This is a genomic window from Streptococcus sp. 151470009-6 (genome assembly GCF_053628175.1).
Window position 1 is genome coordinate 91,970 of the sequence record NZ_JBSEZF010000001.1, and the last position, 17,343, is coordinate 109,312.

Below are 17,343 nucleotides of genomic sequence, written 5' to 3' on the forward strand. Positions count from 1 at the left end.
TGTTGCTCATAATCTTAGTTAATTTCATATCCCATCAACAAACCGCCATCTTCTGCATAGAAACTACAAAGTCCAGAAGTTGGAAGAATCTTAATTTCAGCTTGGGGGAATGTTTCCAGCAAGCGTTCTGACAATTGCTGACAGAATTTTTCATTGCTGCGATGAGCCATGACGATACGGCCTCCAGCATAACCAGCCTTGATGAGTTCTTCATAGGCAGCCTGAAGAGATTTTTTAGCACCACGAGCCTTTTGGAGAAGTTCCAAGGTTCCAGTTTCACTTGCTTCACCAACCATACGGATATTGAGAAGCCCGACAACAGTACCGATAAGCTTGCTCAAGCGACCGTTCTTAACCAGGTTATCAACCTTGGCAAGAACGAACAACAACTTAGTTTTTTCTTGATAAGTAGTAATAACTTCAACCACTTCTTCAAAAGAAAGTCCTTGGTCAATCAAGGCATTGATTTTTTCAACGATCAAGTCAACTTCCCCACCAGCTGATAAGCTGTCGATTACATGAATCTGAATGTCAGGGTGTTCTTCAAGATAAATGTTTTTAGCTAATTGTGCACTATTGTGGCTACCAGAGAGAGTTCCAGTGATCGTCACCACAAAAATATGTTTGGCGCCTTCGAAAGCACGCAAGTAATCATCAGGGCTAGGACATGCTGATTTTGAAGCTTCAGAAGTTGCATACATAGTTTCCATCATGTGGTCAATGTCGAGATTGGCATCATCGATAAAGACCTGATCAGCTACTTGAATGGTTAAAGGAACACTCACAAATTCAGTATCGATAGCAAGAGTAGGCAGTTGACGATAATCACAACCAGAGTCAGCTACAATCTTCCAAGTCATAGAAATTCTCCATCTTTGTCACTTATACATTGACAAAGGTTCTGTCTTTTTTTACAATTATATCATGAAAGCCCTTGAAACAAAAGTACCACCTCTCTGTTGTCACAAGTAGAAAGAAATTGTTATGTCTGAACGCAAAATATCTGAAAAATCACTTGAAAATCTCAGAAAATCAAATCAAGAATCCAATTTCTTGACCAGAGAAGCGATTGAGACGGCTCTTTTGCAACTTCTGGAAAAAAAAGACTTAGCCAAGATCAGCATTTCAGAGCTGGTCAAACGGGCGGGCGTTTCTCGTGCTGCCTTCTATCGAAATTATGACTCCAAAGAAGAGATTTTGGAAAGCGTCTTTAAACGCAGTGTTCACAATATCATGGAACAGTTGAGCCATTACGATGTCAAAACGGATCTTTATCTGGTCTGGGTTCATCTTTTTCGGGCAGCCAAGAAAGAAGCTAAGGTTATCCAACTTGCTTTGGACTACCACTTGGAAAAGATTTTTGTCCAAGCTATGCAGGAATTTCTGGAAAAATACCACGGAAAATCAAAAGGCGTCAGCAGCTACCTTCATTCCTTTTGGAGTTCTGCCATCGTATCGGTTCTACTCAAATGGATCAAGGATGGAATGAAGGTTCCAGCTGAAAAAATTGCGGATTTACGCTTGCCATTTTTCAAAAAATAGGGGATAAGGAGAAGACTTATGACAGAAAAAAGACTGGCTTGGGATGAGTACTTTGCGGCTCAAGCCTTACTGATTGCCAATCGTTCGACCTGCAAACGTGCCAAGGTGGGAGCTGTCCTAGTAAAGGATAATAAGGTCATTTCAACAGGCTACAATGGTTCTGTATCAGGAACTGAGCACTGTATTGACCATGAATGTCTAGTTATTGAAGGACACTGTGTCCGAACCCTTCACGCCGAGGTCAATGCCATTTTACAAGGAGCCGAGCGAGGGGTTCCGAAAGGATTTACAGCTTATGTGACCCATTTCCCTTGTCTGAACTGTACAAAACAACTCTTACAAGTCGGTTGCAAACGTGTAGTCTATATCAACCAGTACCGTATGGATGACTATGCCAAATACCTCTATCAAGAAAAAGAGACCGAGCTGACCCATTTACCACTTGAGACTGTTCAAGGAGCTATCCAGGAAGCCAATTTAATTTAGAATTAAAAAAAATGAATGGTTTAGAGAGATTTTTAAACCATTTTTTGGTATAATGAGAAGAATAAATTGAAAGAAGGAATTCAGAAAATGGGAAAAATTGAAGTCATTAATCATCCACTTATTCAACACAAGTTGTCAATCTTGCGTCGTACAGACACTTCTACAAAAGCTTTTCGTGAGCTCGTAGATGAGATTGCAATGTTGATGGGATATGAAGTACTTCGTGATCTTCCACTTGAAGATGTGGAAATCGAAACACCAATCACAAAAACAGTTCAAAAACAATTGGCTGGTAAAAAATTGGCGATTGTCCCAATTTTGCGTGCAGGTATCGGAATGGTCGATGGACTATTGAGCTTGGTTCCAGCAGCGAAAGTTGGGCACATTGGTATGTACCGTGATGAAGAAACCCTTCAACCAGTTGAATACTTGGTGAAATTGCCTGAGGACATTGACCAACGTCAAATCTTTGTAGTGGACCCAATGTTGGCAACAGGTGGTTCAGCTATCTTGGCTGTAGATTCCCTTAAAAAACGTGGTGCTTCAAATATAAAGTTTGTCTGCCTAGTATCTGCTCCAGAAGGAGTGAAAGCTCTCCAAGAAGCACATCCAGATGTAGAAATTTTTACTGCAGCCTTGGATGAACGCTTGAACGAACACGGTTATATCGTTCCAGGTCTTGGAGATGCTGGAGACCGCTTGTTTGGTACTAAATAAAATTCCAAAGTAAATATTGAAACTAGAAGTTCGTTTTTGACTTGAAAGGAGGTTGAGTTTTTGTTTCTGTTTAGGTAATAGAGCAAAGATTTGACCTTTTTTGACCAAAATATTATAATAGTCATAACTTCAGTCATGTGACTAACAAAAATAAAAGTTAAAAGGAGAAATAAATGATTCCTGTAGTTATCGAACAAACAAGCCGTGGAGAACGTTCCTATGATATTTACTCTCGTCTTCTGAAAGACCGCATCATCATGCTAACAGGTCCAGTCGAAGACAATATGGCCAACTCCGTTATTGCCCAGTTGCTCTTCTTGGATGCCCAAGACAGTACAAAAGATATTTACCTTTATGTCAACACACCTGGAGGCTCTGTTTCAGCTGGTTTGGCAATCGTTGATACTATGAACTTTATCAAGGCAGATGTCCAAACCATCGTGATGGGAATGGCTGCATCTATGGGGACTGTTATTGCATCAAGTGGAGCAAAAGGCAAACGCTTCATGCTTCCAAATGCAGAGTACATGATTCACCAACCAATGGGTGGAACCGGTGGTGGTACCCAACAAACAGATATGGCAATCGCTGCAGAACACTTGCTCAAAACCCGTAAGACCTTGGAAAAAATCCTTGCAGATAACTCTGGTAAATCAGTTGAACAGATTCATGCAGATGCGGAACGTGATTACTGGATGAGTGCCCAAGAAACACTTGAATATGGCTTTATTGATGAAATCATGGCTAACAATTCTTTGAACTAATAATGCATGAAAGCAAACTCGACGGAGTTTGCTTTTTTTGATATAATAGGATAAGATTTCTTAGAAAGAGGCTTCCTCATGTTTGAAAAAACAAATCGATCAGGATTAATCATCTATCTCTACTATAATAGAGATGCGAAAAAACTACAGGAATATGGAGACATTTTCTATCATTCTAAAAAGCATCGCTACCTGCAACTTTATGTTCCGACTGAGAATCTAGAAAGCTTGGTTGAGAAATTAGCTAAGGAACGATTTATCAAAAAGGTAAGGCCTTGTCATATTCAAGAGTTAGAGACTCCCTTTGTTGGCAATCTCTATCGTAACGAAGAAAACGTTATCATTTAAAAAAATAAATAAATGTATTGACAATTTTCTGATAATTCGGTATATTCTTAACATACAATTTTTGAAACGACTATAAGGAGATTAAAAATGAAGAAAAAATTTGCCCTATCTTTTGTGGCTCTTGCTAGTGTGGCCCTTCTTGCTGCATGTGGTGAAGTTAAATCAGGAGCGTCAAACACAACTGGAAATCCAGTAGACGAAAAAACAATCAAAATCGGTTTTAACTTTGAAGAGACAGGTGCTGTAGCTGCTTACGGTACAGCTGAACAAAAAGGTGCCCAACTTGCTGTAGACGAAATCAACGCTGCAGGTGGAATCGATGGAAAACAAATCGAAGTTGTAGACAAAGACAACAAGTCAGAAACTGCTGAAGCAGCTTCTGTTACAACAAACCTTGTTACCCAATCAAAAGTAGCAGCTATTGTAGGACCTGCGACATCTGGTGCAACTGCTGCAGCTGTAGCTAACGCTACTAAAGCTGGAGTGCCATTGATTTCACCAAGTGCTACTCAAGACGGTTTGACTAAAGGTCAAGATTACTTATTTATTGGAACATTCCAAGATAGCTTCCAAGGGAAGATTATTTCTAACTATGTAACAAACAAATTGAATGCTAAGAAGGTTGTTCTTTATACTGATAATGCTAGTGACTATGCTAAAGGTATTGCTAAATCATTCCGCGAATCCTATAAGGGTGAGATTGTAGCAGATGAAACGTTTGTAGCAGGTGATACTGACTTCCAAGCAGCCCTTACTAAAATGAAAGGGAAAGAGTTTGACGCTATCGTAGTTCCAGGTTACTACACAGAAGCTGGTAAAATTGTAAACCAAGCTCGTGGAATGGGAATTGATAAACCAATCATTGGTGGTGATGGATTTAACGGTGAAGAATTTGTTCAACAAGCAACTGCTGAAAGAGCATCAAACATTTACTTCATCTCAGGATTCTCAACTACTGTTGATGTTTCTGCAAAAGCTAAAGCTTTCCTTGAAGCATACCGTGCTAAATACAACGAAGAACCTTCAACATTCTCAGCTTTAGCCTATGACTCAGTTTACCTAGTAGCAAATGCTGCAAAAGGTGCTAAAAACTCAGGTGAAATCAAGGACAACCTTGCTAAAACCAAAGATTTTGATGGTGTAACTGGTCAAACAAGCTTTGATGCTGACCACAATACAGTGAAAACTGCTTACATGATGACCATGAACAATGGTAAAGTTGAAGAAGCAGAAGTTGTAAAACCATAACATTAGAATAGTACTTGAAATGGGGAATGAGCCTTTGACTCACTCCCTGTTTCGGTGTTTATGAACTTGTGAAAATAATGAAATTTTCTAAAAAATAAGGATAGAAAAGAGTGAATGCTATGCTCCAACAACTTGTGAATGGTCTAATTCTGGGTAGTGTTTATGCACTTTTGGCCCTAGGTTATACCATGGTTTATGGAATTATCAAACTCATTAACTTCGCCCACGGTGATATTTATATGATGGGTGCCTTTATTGGTTACTTTTTGATTAATTCTTTCCAAATGAATTTCTTTTTAGCTTTAATTATTTCAATGGCGGGAACTGCACTACTTGGTGTTGTGATCGAATTTCTTGCCTACCGTCCTCTGCGAAACTCTACACGTATTTCTGTATTGATTACTGCCATCGGAGTGTCCTTCCTACTGGAATATGGGATGGTTTATCTAGTAGGTGCCAATACTCGTGCTTTCCCTCAAGCGATTGAAACAATTCGCTTTGATTTTGGGCCAATTAGCTTGACAAATGTTCAATTGATGATTTTAACAGTTTCTATATTGTTAATGGTTTTATTGCAATTGATCGTCAAAAAAACAAAAATGGGGAAAGCGATGCGTGCTGTATCAGTTGATAGTGATGCAGCTCAATTGATGGGAATTAATGTAAATCGTACAATCAGTTTTACCTTTGCTTTGGGTTCAGCTCTTGCTGGTGCAGCAGGTGTCCTCATTGCCCTTTACTACAACTCTCTTGAACCTTTGATGGGTGTGACTCCAGGTCTAAAATCATTCGTTGCAGCTGTACTTGGTGGTATCGGGATTATTCCTGGTGCAGCTCTAGGGGGATTTGTTATTGGCTTGTTGGAAACTTTTGCAACTGCCTTCGGTATGTCTGATTTCCGTGATGCTATCGTATATGGAATTTTGCTTTTGATTCTGATTGTTCGACCTGCGGGTATCCTTGGTAAGAATGTGAAAGAGAAGGTGTAAACAATGAAGACAAATCTTAAAGTAAATATTCTCTGGTTATTCCTTCTGTTAGCGGGTTATGGATTGATTAGCGTACTGGTTTCTGCTGGTGTTCTCAATCTATTCCATGTACAAATTTTAGAACAAATTGGGATTAATATCATCCTTGCAGTAGGTTTGAACTTAATCGTTGGTTTTTCAGGACAATTCTCACTTGGTCATGCAGGTTTTATGGCAATTGGGGCTTATGCAGCAGCGATTGTTGGCTCAAAATCACCAACCTATGGAGCCTTCTTTGGTGCAATGCTCTTGGGCGCCTTGATTTCTGGTGCAGTTGCTTTGCTCGTTGGGATTCCAACACTCCGTTTGAAGGGTGACTACCTGGCTGTTGCGACACTAGGTGTTTCAGAAATCATTCGTATCTTTATCATTAATGGTGGAAGTTTGACCAACGGTGCCGCTGGTATCTTGGGTATTCCAAACTTTACCAACTGGCAAATGGTTTATCTATTTGTGGTGATCACAACTATTGCAACTCTCAACTTCTTACGTAGTCCAATTGGACGCTCTACTCTATCTGTTCGTGAGGATGAGATTGCTGCTGAGTCCGTTGGGGTAAACACTACAAAGATCAAGATTATCGCTTTTGTCTTTGGTGCCATTACAGCAAGTATTGCTGGTTCACTTCAGGCCGGTTTTATCGGTTCTGTTGTCCCAAAAGATTACACTTTTATTAATTCCATCAACGTGTTGATTATCGTTGTATTTGGTGGACTTGGATCTATTACTGGTACCATCGTTTCAGCGATTGTTTTAGGAATTTTAAATATGCTCCTTCAAGATGTAGCTAGCGTACGTATGATTATCTACGCTTTGGCCCTTGTATTGGTCATGATTTTCAGACCAGGCGGACTCCTTGGAACATGGGAATTGAGTCTATCACGTTTCTTTAAAAAATCTAAGAAGGAGGGACAAAACTAATGGCATTACTTGAAGTTAAACAGTTAACCAAACATTTTGGCGGTCTAACAGCTGTTGGAGATGTCACTCTTGAATTGAACGAGGGAGAATTGGTTGGTTTGATCGGACCAAACGGCGCTGGTAAAACAACCCTTTTCAATCTCTTGACTGGTGTTTATGAACCAAGTGAAGGTACTGTGACTCTAGATGGTCACCTCCTAAATGGGAAAACTCCCTATAAGATTGCTTCACTTGGACTCAGTCGTACTTTCCAAAATATTCGTTTGTTCAAGGACTTGACAGTTTTGGAAAATGTTTTGATTGCGTTTAGCAATCATCATAAACAACATGTCCTTGCGAGCTTTCTACGCCTACCAGCTTTTTATAAGAATGAAGAAGAATTAAAAAGCAAAGCTTTGGACTTGCTGAAGATCTTTGATTTGGATGGTGACGCAGATACTTTTGCGAAGAATCTGGCCTATGGTCAACAACGTCGATTAGAAATCGTTCGTGCTCTGGCAACAGAACCTAAAATCCTCTTTTTGGATGAACCTGCAGCTGGGATGAACCCACAAGAAACAGCTGAATTGACAGAATTGATCCGTCGTATCAAAGATGAATTTAAAATTACCATCATGCTCATCGAACACGACATGAATTTGGTTATGGAAGTCACTGAGCGTATCTATGTTCTTGAATATGGTCGGTTGATTGCTCATGGGACTCCGGATGAGATCAAGAACGACAAACGTGTTATCGAAGCTTATCTAGGAGGTGAAGCCTAATGTCTATGTTAAAAGTTGAAAACCTCTCTGTGCATTACGGTATGATCCAAGCGGTTCGTGATGTAAGTTTCAAGGTTAATGAAGGTGAAGTTGTTTCCTTGATTGGTGCTAATGGTGCGGGTAAAACAACTATTCTTCGTACCCTTTCAGGTCTGGTTCGTCCAAGTGCTGGAAAAATTCAGTTTTTAGGCAAAGAAATTCAAAAGTTGCCAGCGCAAAAAATCGTGGCTGCTGGCCTTTCACAAGTACCTGAGGGACGCCATGTTTTTCCAGGCCTGACTGTTATGGAAAACTTAGAAATGGGAGCCTTTTTAAAGAAAAATCGTGAAGAAAATCAAGCTAACTTGAAAAAAGTCTTTTCGCGTTTCCCTCGTCTTGAAGAGCGTAAAAACCAAGATGCGGCAACTCTATCTGGTGGTGAGCAACAGATGCTTGCTATGGGACGTGCCCTCATGTCTACACCTAAACTTCTCCTTTTGGACGAGCCGTCAATGGGACTGGCTCCGATCTTTATCCAAGAAATTTTTGATATTATTCAAGATATCCAGAAGCAGGGAACAACGGTTCTCCTAATTGAACAGAACGCTAACAAGGCCCTTGCTATCTCTGATCGAGGTTATGTACTTGAAACAGGTGAGATTGTCCTATCGGGAACAGGAAAAGAACTCGCAGCATCAGACGAAGTCAGAAAAGCATATCTAGGTGGCTAAAACAATCCAGTGGATTGTTTTAGTCGGCGGATGAGAATTGCAAAAGCAATTCCCCTAACGTCCGGGGGACCTTTTTAGTCGGAAGATAGAGATTGCGTAGCAATCATCAGAACCAGTGGATTGTTTTAGTCGGCGGATAAGAATTGCGTATGCAATTCTCCTTTAGTCTGGGAGACCAGTCTAGGTTGTGGATGGAGATTGCGTAGCAATTTCCTAAGTGATGAAATAAAACCGAATGAGGATTGTTAATCCCTCATTCACAGAGCTCGAAATCAGAGCTCTTTTTTGTAAGAGATTAGCTTTTTTAGAATTTTTAAAAGATCTGAAAGCGTTTGATTGATTGTCTAAGAAAGTGTATAATGAAAGTAGAAATAGAGAAGGAGAAGTCTCATGGCAGTTAAAGATTTTATGACACGCAAGGTAGTTTATATCAGTCCTGATACGACTGTAGCACACGCAGCAGATTTGATGCGCGAGCAAGGCTTGCACCGTTTACCTGTTATCGAAAATGATCAATTGGTTGGTCTTGTTACAGAAGGAACCATCGCAGAGGCAAGTCCGTCTAAAGCAACCAGTCTTTCTATCTACGAGATGAATTATCTTCTCAATAAGACTAAAGTTAAAGACGTCATGATTCGGGATGTTGTGACAGTTTCTGGATACGCAAGCCTAGAGGATGCGACCTACCTGATGTTGAAAAACAAGATTGGCATTTTACCGGTTGTTGATAACCAGCAGGTATATGGAGTGATTACGGACCGCGATGTCTTCCAAGCCTTTTTGGAAATCGCTGGTTATGGAGAAGAAGGGATTCGTGTTCGTTTTATTACGGAAAACGAGGTCGGAGTTTTAGGAAAAATCGTGACCTTGATTGTTGAGGAAAATTTGAATATTTCTCACACAGTTAATATCCCTCGTAAGGATGGTAAGGTTGTCATTGAGGTTCAAATTGATGGAATGATTGACCTAGATTCCTTAAAAGAAAAATTTGAAAGAGAAGGAATTCAAGTAGAGGAGATTGCTCGAACCTCTGCAAAAATCCTTTAAACCAGAGGCTTTAGAGCCTCTTTTTGTTGGGCAATAAAAGCATAAAAAAGCAAAATATGGAAAGAAATGAGAGATTATGGTATAATAAAACGATATGAAAAGGAGTATTTATGGACATTTCAGAAATTCGTCAAAAAATTGATGCAAATCGTGAAAAATTAGCTTCTTTCAGGGGGTCTCTTTGACCTCGAAGGATTAGAGGAAGAGATTGCCATCTTGGAGAACAAGATGACAGAACCTGATTTTTGGAACGATAATATTGCGGCCCAAAAAACGTCGCAAGAATTAAATGAATTAAAAAATACCTACAACACCTTCCATAAAATGGAGGAGTCGCAGGATGAAGTTGAAATTTTATTAGACTTTTTAGCAGAAGACGAGTCAGTCCATGATGAACTGGTAGAGCAACTAACTGAGTTGGATAAGATGATGACCAGCTATGAGATGACGCTTCTCTTGTCAGAACCTTATGACCATAATAATGCAATTTTGGAAATTCATCCAGGTTCAGGCGGGACTGAGGCTCAGGACTGGGGCGATATGTTACTTCGTATGTACACTCGTTATGGAAATGCAAAAGGCTTTAAAGTTGAAGTCTTGGATTACCAAGCTGGTGATGAAGCGGGCATCAAGTCTGTGACCTTGTCCTTTGAAGGTCCAAATGCCTACGGTCTTCTCAAGTCGGAAATGGGTGTTCACCGTTTGGTCCGTATTTCACCATTTGACTCTGCTAAACGTCGTCACACTTCGTTTACTTCTGTGGAAGTTATGCCTGAGTTAGATGATACCATCGAAGTAGAAATCCGTGACGACGATATCAAAATGGATACCTTCCGTTCAGGTGGTGCTGGTGGACAGAACGTCAATAAAGTTTCAACAGGTGTGCGTTTGACGCACATTCCTACGGGGACAGTCGTTCAATCGACAGTCGATCGTACCCAGTATGGAAATAGAGATCGTGCTATGAAGATGTTGCAGGCTAAGCTCTATCAAATGGAGCAAGAAAAGAAAGCTGCAGAAGTTGATTCCCTCAAAGGTGAGAAAAAAGAAATCACTTGGGGAAGTCAGATTCGTTCTTATGTCTTCACACCTTATACTATGGTGAAAGATCACCGTACGAGCTTTGAAGTTGCCCAAGTAGATAAGGTTATGGATGGAGATCTAGATGGTTTCATCGATGCCTATCTCAAATGGAGAATCAGCTAAGATAGAAAGGAACTCACATGTCAATCATTGAAATGCGAGATGTTGTCAAAAAGTATGACAACGGGACGACTGCCTTGCGTGGTGTGTCTGTCACTATTGAACCGGGAGAATTTGCCTACATTGTAGGACCTTCAGGAGCAGGGAAGTCCACCTTTATTCGAGCTTTATATCGAGAAGTAAAGATTGAAAAAGGTAGTTTAACAGTTGCAGGTTTTAATTTGGTTAAAATCAAGAAGAAAGATATTCCTCTTCTTCGTCGTAGTGTTGGAGTTGTCTTTCAGGACTACAAACTCTTGCCAAAGAAAACCGTTTATGAAAATATTGCCTATGCAATGGAAGTAATCGGTGAGAACCGCCGTACCATTAAAAAACGTGTGATGGAAGTTTTGGACCTAGTTGGTTTGAAACATAAGGTTCGTTCATTCCCTAATGAACTTTCAGGTGGAGAGCAACAACGGATTGCCATTGCTCGCGCGATTGTCAACAATCCGAAAGTCTTGATTGCCGATGAGCCGACAGGAAACTTGGACCCAGATAATTCTTGGGAAATTATGAATCTGTTGGAACGCATCAATCTCCAAGGTACTACAGTATTGATGGCTACCCATAATAGTCAGATTGTAAATACCTTGCGCCACCGTGTCATTGCCATTGAAAATGGCCGTGTCGTTCGTGACGAAGCAAAAGGAGAATATGGATACGATGATTAGTAGATTTTTTCGCCATTTATTTGAATCACTTAAAAGTTTAAAGCGAAATGGCTGGATGACAGTAGCAGCAGTGAGTTCGGTTATGATTACCTTGACACTCGTTGCCCTGTTTGCATCCGTAATTTTTAACACAGCTAAACTAGCTACCGATATTGAAAACAACGTTCGTGTCATGGTTTACATTCGTAAGGATGTGGCTGATAACAGTGAAACGATTGAAAAAGAAGGTCAGACAGTTACCAACAATGACTACCACAAGGTCTATGATGCTTTGAAAGCTATGCCAGCTGTAAAAAGCGTTACCTTCTCAAGTAAAGAGGAGCAATACCAAAAATTGACTGAAACGATGGGGGATGACTGGAAGGTCTTTGAAGGGGATGCCAACCCACTCTATGATGCCTATATCGTAGATACCAAATCTCCAAGTGATGTAAAGAAAGTAGCTGAAGATGCTAAGAAAATCGAGGGGGTTTCAGAAGTTCAAGATGGTGGAGCCAACACTCAACGACTCTTTGAACTAGCTTCCTTCATCCGTGTGTGGGGATTGATTATTGCAGGACTCTTGATTTTCATCGCGGTCTTCTTGATTTCCAATACCATTCGTATCACCATTATTTCGCGTAGTCGTGAAATTCAGATCATGCGTCTGGTAGGAGCTAAGAATAGTTACATCCGTGGTCCATTCTTGTTGGAAGGTGCCTTCATTGGTTTATTTGGAGCAGCTATTCCTTCAGTCCTAGTATTCTTTATCTACAATATGGTTTACCAGTCTGTCAATAAATCCTTGGTTGGTCAAAACCTATCCATGATTACGCCAGATCTATTTATTCCTTTGATGACAGTTCTCTTGTTTGTCATCGGAATCTTCATTGGATCAATCGGATCAGGAATTTCAATGCGTCGATTCTTGAAAATTTAATTGGATATCAATGCAAATTGCATAGCTTAGTGGAAATATCCAGACAGTTTAAAGGAGAAGTTTTAAAGAACTTCTCTTTTTTGTATAAAAATTTAAGAAAAAGGAGAAAATTTTTCTATAAAAGCCTTTACAAAAAAATAAAAAGTGGTATAATTAGTATATAAGTTGGTGCAAACGTTTTCGTAAAACGTTTGCCTAAAATAAAATAAAGGAGATTTGAATGATGAAAGCTACATTCAAAAATGTCTTGTCTTTCGAGTTTTGGCAAAAATTCGGTAAGGCTTTGATGGTGGTTATCGCTGTTATGCCAGCGGCTGGATTGATGATTTCAATCGGTAAGTCGCTCGTGATGATTAACCCTAACTTTTCACCACTTGTAATTACTGGTGGTGTACTAGAGCAAATCGGTTGGGGAGTTATCGTTAACCTTCATATCTTGTTCGCCCTTGCTATCGGAGGAAGCTGGGCTAAAGAACGCGCTGGTGGTGCTTTTGCTGCTGGTCTTGCCTTTATCCTTATCAACCGTATCACAGGTACAATCTTTGGCGTATCTGGCGATATGCTAAAAGATCCAAATGCTATGGTTTCAACACTATTGGGTGGGTCAATCAAAGTTTCTGATTACTTTATCAGTGTTATGGAAGCTCCAGCACTTAACATGGGTGTTTTCGTAGGGATTATTTCTGGTTTTATAGGGGCAACTGCCTTTAACAAATACTATAACTTCCGTAAGCTTCCTGATGCACTTTCATTCTTTAACGGAAAACGTTTTGTACCGTTTGTAGTTATTGTTCGTTCAGTAATTGCTGCTATTGTTCTTTCAATTTTCTGGCCACTTGTTCAAACAGGTATCAATAGCTTTGGTATCTGGATTGCAAACTCTCAAGAAACTGCACCAATTTTAGCACCATTCTTGTATGGTACTTTGGAGCGTTTGCTCTTGCCATTTGGTCTTCACCACATGTTGACTATCCCAATGAACTACACAGCTCTTGGTGGTACTTATGAAGTCTTAACTGGTGCAGCAAAAGGTAGCCAAGTATTTGGTCAAGATCCACTTTGGCTTGCATGGGTAACAGACCTTGTAAACCTTAAAGGTACTGATGCTGGTCAATACCAACACTTGTTAGATACAGTACATCCAGCTCGTTTCAAAGTTGGACAAATGATCGGTTCATTTGGTATCTTGATGGGTGTCATCGTTGCTATCTACCGCAATGTTGATGCTGACAAGAAACACCAATACAAGGGTATGATGATTGCGACAGCCCTTGCAACATTCTTGACAGGGGTTACTGAACCTATCGAGTATATGTTCATGTTCATCGCGACACCGCTTTACCTTGTTTATTCAGTAGTTCAAGGTGCTGCCTTTGCTATGGCAGATATTGTTCACCTTCGTGTCCACTCATTCGGTTCAATTGAATTCTTGACTCGTACACCATTGGCAATTAATGCTGGTATTGGTATGGATATCGTTAACTTTATCTGGGTAACTGTTCTCTTTGCGGTTATCATGTACTTCATTGCCAACTTCATGATCAAGAAATTCAACTACGCAACCCCAGGACGTAACGGAAACTACGAAACAGCTGAAGGAGTATCAGAAGAAGCAGCTTCTGGAACTCCAAAAGTTGCAGCAGCTTCTCAAGCCGTAAATATCATTAACCTTCTTGGTGGTCGTGCAAATATCGTAGATGTGGATGCATGTATGACTCGTCTTCGTGTAACTGTTAAAGATGCAGATCGCGTTGGTACTGAGGAACAATGGAAAGCAGAAGGAGCTATGGGTCTTGTCATGAAAGGACAAGGTGTCCAAGCTATCTACGGACCAAAAGCTGACGTATTGAAATCTGATATTCAAGATATTCTTGACTCAGGTGAAATTATTCCTGAAACTCTTCCAAGCCAAATGACTGAAGCTCAACAAAACACTGTACACTACAAAGGTGTAACAGAGGAAGTTTACTCAGTAGCTGATGGTCAAGTTGTTGAATTGAGCGAAGTTAAAGATCCTGTTTTTGCTCAAAAAATGATGGGTGACGGTTTTGCAGTAGAACCAGCAAATGGAAATATCGTATCTCCAGTTTCTGGTACTGTATCAAGTGTCTTCCCAACTAAACATGCTCTCGGTCTTGTGACTGAAGCAGGTCTTGAAGTACTTGTTCACATCGGTTTGGACACAGTAAGTCTTGAAGGAAAACCATTCACAGTTCACGTAGCTGAAGGACAAAAGGTTGCTGCTGGTGATCTTCTTGTTACAGCTGACTTGGATGCTATCCGTGCAGCAGATCGTGAAACTTCAACAGTGGTTGTCTTCACAAATGCTGAAGCAATTAAATCTGTTAAATTAGAACAAACTGGTTCTCTTGCAGCGAAAACAGCAGTTGCAAAAGTAGAATTGTAATATACTTGAGGTTGGAAGCTGTTTTCCAACCTCTTGTTTTAGGAGAAAAGCATGAAATTTTTAACACTCAATACTCATAGTTGGATGGAGAAAGAAGCAGAAGAAAAATTCCAGCTCTTGCTCCAAGATATTCTTGATAAAGACTATGATTTGATTTGTTTCCAAGAAATCAATCAGGAAATCACTTCTCCTGAGGTGGAGGTTAATGACCTCTATCAAGCTTTGCCAGCGGCAGAGCCAATTCACCAAGACCACTATGTTAGACTTTTGGTTGAAAAATTGGCTGAGAAAGGAAGAAGCTACTATTGGACCTGGGCCTATAACCATATCGGTTATGACCGCTACCATGAGGGTGTTGCTATCTTATCCAAGACACCTATTCAAGCGCGTGAGATTTTAGTTTCGGATGTAGATGATCCAACAGACTACCATACTCGCCGTGTCGCCTTGGTAGAGACGGAAGTTGAGGGTAAAGAACTCGCTCTTGCAAGCGTCCATCTTTCATGGTGGGATAAAGGTTTTCAGGAAGAATGGGCACGATTCCAGGCTGTACTGAAAGATTTGAAGAAACCTCTAATATTAGCAGGTGATTTCAATAATCCAGCTGGTCAGGAAGGTTATCAAGCGATCCTAGCTAGTCCTCTAGAGTTACAAGATGCTTTTGAAGTTGCTAAGGAGAGAAGTGGTAGCTATACCGTTCCACCAGAAATTGATGGTTGGAAAGGCAATACTGAACCGCTTCGAATTGACTATGTCTTTACAACGAAAGAGTTAGAAGTAGAAAGTTTGCATGTGGTTTTTGATGGGCAGAATGGTCCACAAGTCAGTGATCATTATGGTTTGAATGCCATTTTAAACTGGAAATAGAAAATGAAAGGGATTGTTCCCTTTCATTTTTTGCTAGTCGGACTTAACTACTGAAAATGTTCAAAATATGGTATAATGGTTAGATGAATAGAATCGAGGATAGCATGTCATTTACGAAATTTCAATTTAAAAATTATATAGCAGAAGCCTTGGAGGAGTTGAAATTTGAGACTCCTACAGAGGTTCAAGATAAGTTAATTCCTATAGTCTTGGCAGGTCGTGACTTGGTTGGTGAATCAAAAACAGGTTCTGGAAAGACTCATACTTTCTTGTTACCAATTTTCCAGCAATTAGATGAAACTAGCGATAGTGTGCAGGCGGTCATTACTGCTCCAAGTCGTGAGTTAGCTACTCAGATCTACCAAGCAGCACGTCAGATTGCGGCCCACTCGGATGTCGAAGTTCGTGTGGTTAATTATGTGGGGGGGACGGATAAGGCACGTCAGATTGATAAATTGGCAAGTAACCAGCCCCACATTGTCATCGGGACTCCAGGTCGTATCTATGACTTGGTCAAATCTGGTGATCTGGCTATTCACAAGGCTAAGACCTTTGTTGTCGATGAAGCCGATATGACCTTGGATATGGGATTCTTAGAGACAGTTGATAAGATAGCAGGAAGCCTTCCTAAGGACTTGCAATTCATGGTCTTTTCAGCAACCATTCCACAGAAGTTGCAGCCATTCTTGAAAAAATATTTGTCAAATCCTGTTATGGAAAAAATCAAAACAAAAACAGTCATTTCTGAGACCATTGATAACTGGTTGATTTCGACCAAGGGACGAGATAAGAATGCTCAGATTTATGAGTTGACGCAAGCCATGCAGCCTTATTTGGCTATGATTTTTGTAAATACCAAAACTCGTGCAGATGAATTGCATACATATCTAACAGCTCAAGGTTTGAAGGTGGCTAAGATTCATGGGGATATTGCCCCTCGTGAGCGCAAGCGGATCATGAATCAGGTGAAAAATCTTGATTTTGAGTACATTGTCGCAACGGACTTGGCAGCGCGTGGAATTGATATTGAAGGGGTTAGTCATGTCATCAATGACGCCATTCCGCAAGACTTGTCCTTCTTTGTTCACCGTGTTGGACGAACTGGTCGCAACGGACTGCCTGGTACAGCTATTACCCTTTACCAGCCAAGCGATGACTCGGATATCCGTGAGTTGGAGAAATTAGGAATCAAGTTTACTCCTAAGATGGTCAAAGACGGAGAGTTTCAAGATACCTATGATCGTGATCGTCGTGCCAACCGTGAAAAGAAGCAGGATAAGCTTGATATTGAAATGATTGGCTTAGTCAAAAAGAAAAAGAAAAAAGTCAAACCAGGCTATAAGAAGAAGATTCAATGGGCGGTAGATGAAAAACGTCGCAAAACCAAGCGTGCTGAAAATCGTGCGCGTGGCCGTGCCGAGCGTAAAGCTAAACGCCAAACATTTTAAGTATAAAATTGGAGCTGCATAGCTCCTTTTTTAACTTCATTTTATGAATTTTTAAAAATACTGCAAAAAAAAATAAAAAGTGGTATAATGATAAGGTTATATAGTCCCGATAAGATGGTAGAAATTTCTATCAGTACTTTGTAACTCGCAAAGAATGACGGCTCCAAAGTAGCTCGTCCTTCTACGGTTGCCGCTATAACGCGGTCACCCT

Annotated in this window: 18 protein-coding genes; 17 read left to right on the top strand and 1 reads right to left on the bottom strand. The window is 40.4% G+C overall.

Features of this window, described 5'->3' with window-relative positions; translation table 11 throughout:
• Nucleotides 1-14: 14 nt before the first annotated feature.
• Complete coding sequence (locus tag ACUW6H_RS00465) at nucleotides 15-860, bottom strand: DegV family protein (RefSeq protein ID WP_454359078.1); 846 nt, start codon at nucleotides 858-860, stop codon at nucleotides 15-17.
• A 124-nt stretch (nucleotides 861-984) separates the two neighbouring features.
• Here ACUW6H_RS00465 and ACUW6H_RS00470 point away from each other — a divergent pair, with 124 nt between their 5' ends.
• The 17 genes from ACUW6H_RS00470 to ACUW6H_RS00550 all read left to right on the top strand — a co-directional run bounded on the left by ACUW6H_RS00470 (nucleotide 985) and on the right by ACUW6H_RS00550 (nucleotide 17,132).
• Entirely contained in the window at nucleotides 985-1,542 is a 558-nt protein-coding gene (locus ACUW6H_RS00470) for a TetR/AcrR family transcriptional regulator (RefSeq protein WP_000003897.1), read from the top strand.
• 18 nt (nucleotides 1,543-1,560) lie between these two features.
• Nucleotides 1,561-2,028 carry a deoxycytidylate deaminase gene (locus ACUW6H_RS00475; RefSeq protein ID WP_454359081.1) on the top strand — a complete coding sequence of 156 codons (468 nt, stop codon included), beginning with the start codon at nucleotides 1,561-1,563 and terminating at the stop codon, nucleotides 2,026-2,028.
• 87 nt (nucleotides 2,029-2,115) lie between these two features.
• Nucleotides 2,116-2,745: a uracil phosphoribosyltransferase gene (gene upp / locus ACUW6H_RS00480; RefSeq protein WP_000515974.1), complete on the top strand. Its 630-nt coding sequence runs from the start codon at nucleotides 2,116-2,118 to the stop codon at nucleotides 2,743-2,745.
• Between the two features lie 173 nt (nucleotides 2,746-2,918).
• Nucleotides 2,919-3,509 (top strand): ATP-dependent Clp protease proteolytic subunit ClpP, encoded by a 591-nt coding sequence (gene clpP / locus ACUW6H_RS00485; RefSeq protein ID WP_000613463.1) that lies wholly within the window; start codon nucleotides 2,919-2,921, stop codon nucleotides 3,507-3,509.
• A gap of 78 nt (nucleotides 3,510-3,587) precedes the next feature.
• On the top strand, nucleotides 3,588-3,857 hold the full coding sequence (locus ACUW6H_RS00490) for a YlbG family protein (RefSeq protein WP_049536622.1): 270 nt from the start codon (nucleotides 3,588-3,590) through the stop codon (nucleotides 3,855-3,857).
• Between the two features lie 87 nt (nucleotides 3,858-3,944).
• Entirely contained in the window at nucleotides 3,945-5,105 is a 1,161-nt protein-coding gene (locus tag ACUW6H_RS00495) for an ABC transporter substrate-binding protein (protein WP_049500092.1), read from the top strand.
• Nucleotides 5,106-5,224: 119 nt separating this feature from the next.
• Nucleotides 5,225-6,094, top strand: a complete 870-nt coding sequence (locus tag ACUW6H_RS00500) for a branched-chain amino acid ABC transporter permease (RefSeq protein WP_096407833.1) — start codon at nucleotides 5,225-5,227, stop codon at nucleotides 6,092-6,094.
• A gap of 3 nt (nucleotides 6,095-6,097) precedes the next feature.
• Complete coding sequence (locus ACUW6H_RS00505) at nucleotides 6,098-7,054, top strand: branched-chain amino acid ABC transporter permease (RefSeq protein ID WP_096407831.1); 957 nt, start codon at nucleotides 6,098-6,100, stop codon at nucleotides 7,052-7,054.
• Nucleotides 7,054-7,818 carry an ABC transporter ATP-binding protein gene (locus ACUW6H_RS00510; protein ID WP_001186012.1) on the top strand — a complete coding sequence of 255 codons (765 nt, stop codon included), beginning with the start codon at nucleotides 7,054-7,056 and terminating at the stop codon, nucleotides 7,816-7,818. The genes ACUW6H_RS00505 and ACUW6H_RS00510 overlap by 1 nt, the downstream gene beginning before the upstream one ends.
• Complete coding sequence (locus ACUW6H_RS00515) at nucleotides 7,818-8,528, top strand: ABC transporter ATP-binding protein (RefSeq protein WP_096407828.1); 711 nt, start codon at nucleotides 7,818-7,820, stop codon at nucleotides 8,526-8,528. Before ACUW6H_RS00510 ends, ACUW6H_RS00515 begins: the two co-directional genes overlap by 1 nt.
• 390 nt (nucleotides 8,529-8,918) lie before the next feature.
• Nucleotides 8,919-9,575, top strand: a complete 657-nt coding sequence (locus ACUW6H_RS00520; RefSeq protein ID WP_000268651.1) for a CBS domain-containing protein — start codon at nucleotides 8,919-8,921, stop codon at nucleotides 9,573-9,575.
• Between the two features lie 110 nt (nucleotides 9,576-9,685).
• A protein-coding gene (gene prfB, locus ACUW6H_RS00525) for a peptide chain release factor 2 (RefSeq protein WP_096407823.1) occupies nucleotides 9,686-10,781 on the top strand; the annotation gives its coding sequence in 2 pieces (ribosomal slippage) (nucleotides 9,686-9,757 and nucleotides 9,759-10,781; 1,095 coding nt in all).
• A 17-nt stretch (nucleotides 10,782-10,798) separates the two neighbouring features.
• Entirely contained in the window at nucleotides 10,799-11,491 is a 693-nt protein-coding gene (gene ftsE / locus ACUW6H_RS00530) for a cell division ATP-binding protein FtsE (protein WP_000022274.1), read from the top strand.
• On the top strand, nucleotides 11,484-12,410 hold the full coding sequence (ftsX, locus tag ACUW6H_RS00535; protein WP_000625559.1) for a permease-like cell division protein FtsX: 927 nt from the start codon (nucleotides 11,484-11,486) through the stop codon (nucleotides 12,408-12,410). Before ftsE ends, ftsX begins: the two co-directional genes overlap by 8 nt.
• 220 nt (nucleotides 12,411-12,630) lie before the next feature.
• A complete protein-coding gene (locus ACUW6H_RS00540; RefSeq protein WP_454359242.1) occupies nucleotides 12,631-14,817 on the top strand; it encodes a PTS transporter subunit IIBC in 2,187 nt (728 codons plus the stop codon).
• 51 nt (nucleotides 14,818-14,868) lie between these two features.
• Nucleotides 14,869-15,684, top strand: coding sequence for an endonuclease/exonuclease/phosphatase family protein (locus ACUW6H_RS00545; protein ID WP_447265909.1), 816 nt, complete (start codon nucleotides 14,869-14,871; stop codon nucleotides 15,682-15,684).
• A gap of 104 nt (nucleotides 15,685-15,788) precedes the next feature.
• Nucleotides 15,789-17,132: a DEAD/DEAH box helicase gene (locus ACUW6H_RS00550; RefSeq protein ID WP_447265910.1), complete on the top strand. Its 1,344-nt coding sequence runs from the start codon at nucleotides 15,789-15,791 to the stop codon at nucleotides 17,130-17,132.
• The last annotated feature ends 211 nt before the right edge of the window (nucleotides 17,133-17,343 follow it).

Coding starts and splice junctions, on each gene's coding strand:
- ACUW6H_RS00545 (WP_447265909.1), top strand. CDS start 14,869: ATGAAATTTTTAACACTCAATACTCATAGTTGGATGGAGAAAGAAGCA.
- ACUW6H_RS00520 (WP_000268651.1), top strand. CDS start 8,919: ATGGCAGTTAAAGATTTTATGACACGCAAGGTAGTTTATATCAGTCCT.
- ACUW6H_RS00540 (WP_454359242.1), top strand. CDS start 12,631: ATGATGAAAGCTACATTCAAAAATGTCTTGTCTTTCGAGTTTTGGCAA.
- ftsE (WP_000022274.1), top strand. CDS start 10,799: ATGTCAATCATTGAAATGCGAGATGTTGTCAAAAAGTATGACAACGGG.
- ACUW6H_RS00475 (WP_454359081.1), top strand. CDS start 1,561: ATGACAGAAAAAAGACTGGCTTGGGATGAGTACTTTGCGGCTCAAGCC.
- ACUW6H_RS00550 (WP_447265910.1), top strand. CDS start 15,789: ATGTCATTTACGAAATTTCAATTTAAAAATTATATAGCAGAAGCCTTG.
- ACUW6H_RS00465 (WP_454359078.1), bottom strand. CDS start 860: ATGACTTGGAAGATTGTAGCTGACTCTGGTTGTGATTATCGTCAACTG.
- ACUW6H_RS00510 (WP_001186012.1), top strand. CDS start 7,054: ATGGCATTACTTGAAGTTAAACAGTTAACCAAACATTTTGGCGGTCTA.
- ACUW6H_RS00500 (WP_096407833.1), top strand. CDS start 5,225: ATGCTCCAACAACTTGTGAATGGTCTAATTCTGGGTAGTGTTTATGCA.
- ftsX (WP_000625559.1), top strand. CDS start 11,484: ATGATTAGTAGATTTTTTCGCCATTTATTTGAATCACTTAAAAGTTTA.
- ACUW6H_RS00470 (WP_000003897.1), top strand. CDS start 985: ATGTCTGAACGCAAAATATCTGAAAAATCACTTGAAAATCTCAGAAAA.
- ACUW6H_RS00495 (WP_049500092.1), top strand. CDS start 3,945: ATGAAGAAAAAATTTGCCCTATCTTTTGTGGCTCTTGCTAGTGTGGCC.
- ACUW6H_RS00515 (WP_096407828.1), top strand. CDS start 7,818: ATGTCTATGTTAAAAGTTGAAAACCTCTCTGTGCATTACGGTATGATC.
- upp (WP_000515974.1), top strand. CDS start 2,116: ATGGGAAAAATTGAAGTCATTAATCATCCACTTATTCAACACAAGTTG.
- ACUW6H_RS00490 (WP_049536622.1), top strand. CDS start 3,588: ATGTTTGAAAAAACAAATCGATCAGGATTAATCATCTATCTCTACTAT.
- clpP (WP_000613463.1), top strand. CDS start 2,919: ATGATTCCTGTAGTTATCGAACAAACAAGCCGTGGAGAACGTTCCTAT.
- ACUW6H_RS00505 (WP_096407831.1), top strand. CDS start 6,098: ATGAAGACAAATCTTAAAGTAAATATTCTCTGGTTATTCCTTCTGTTA.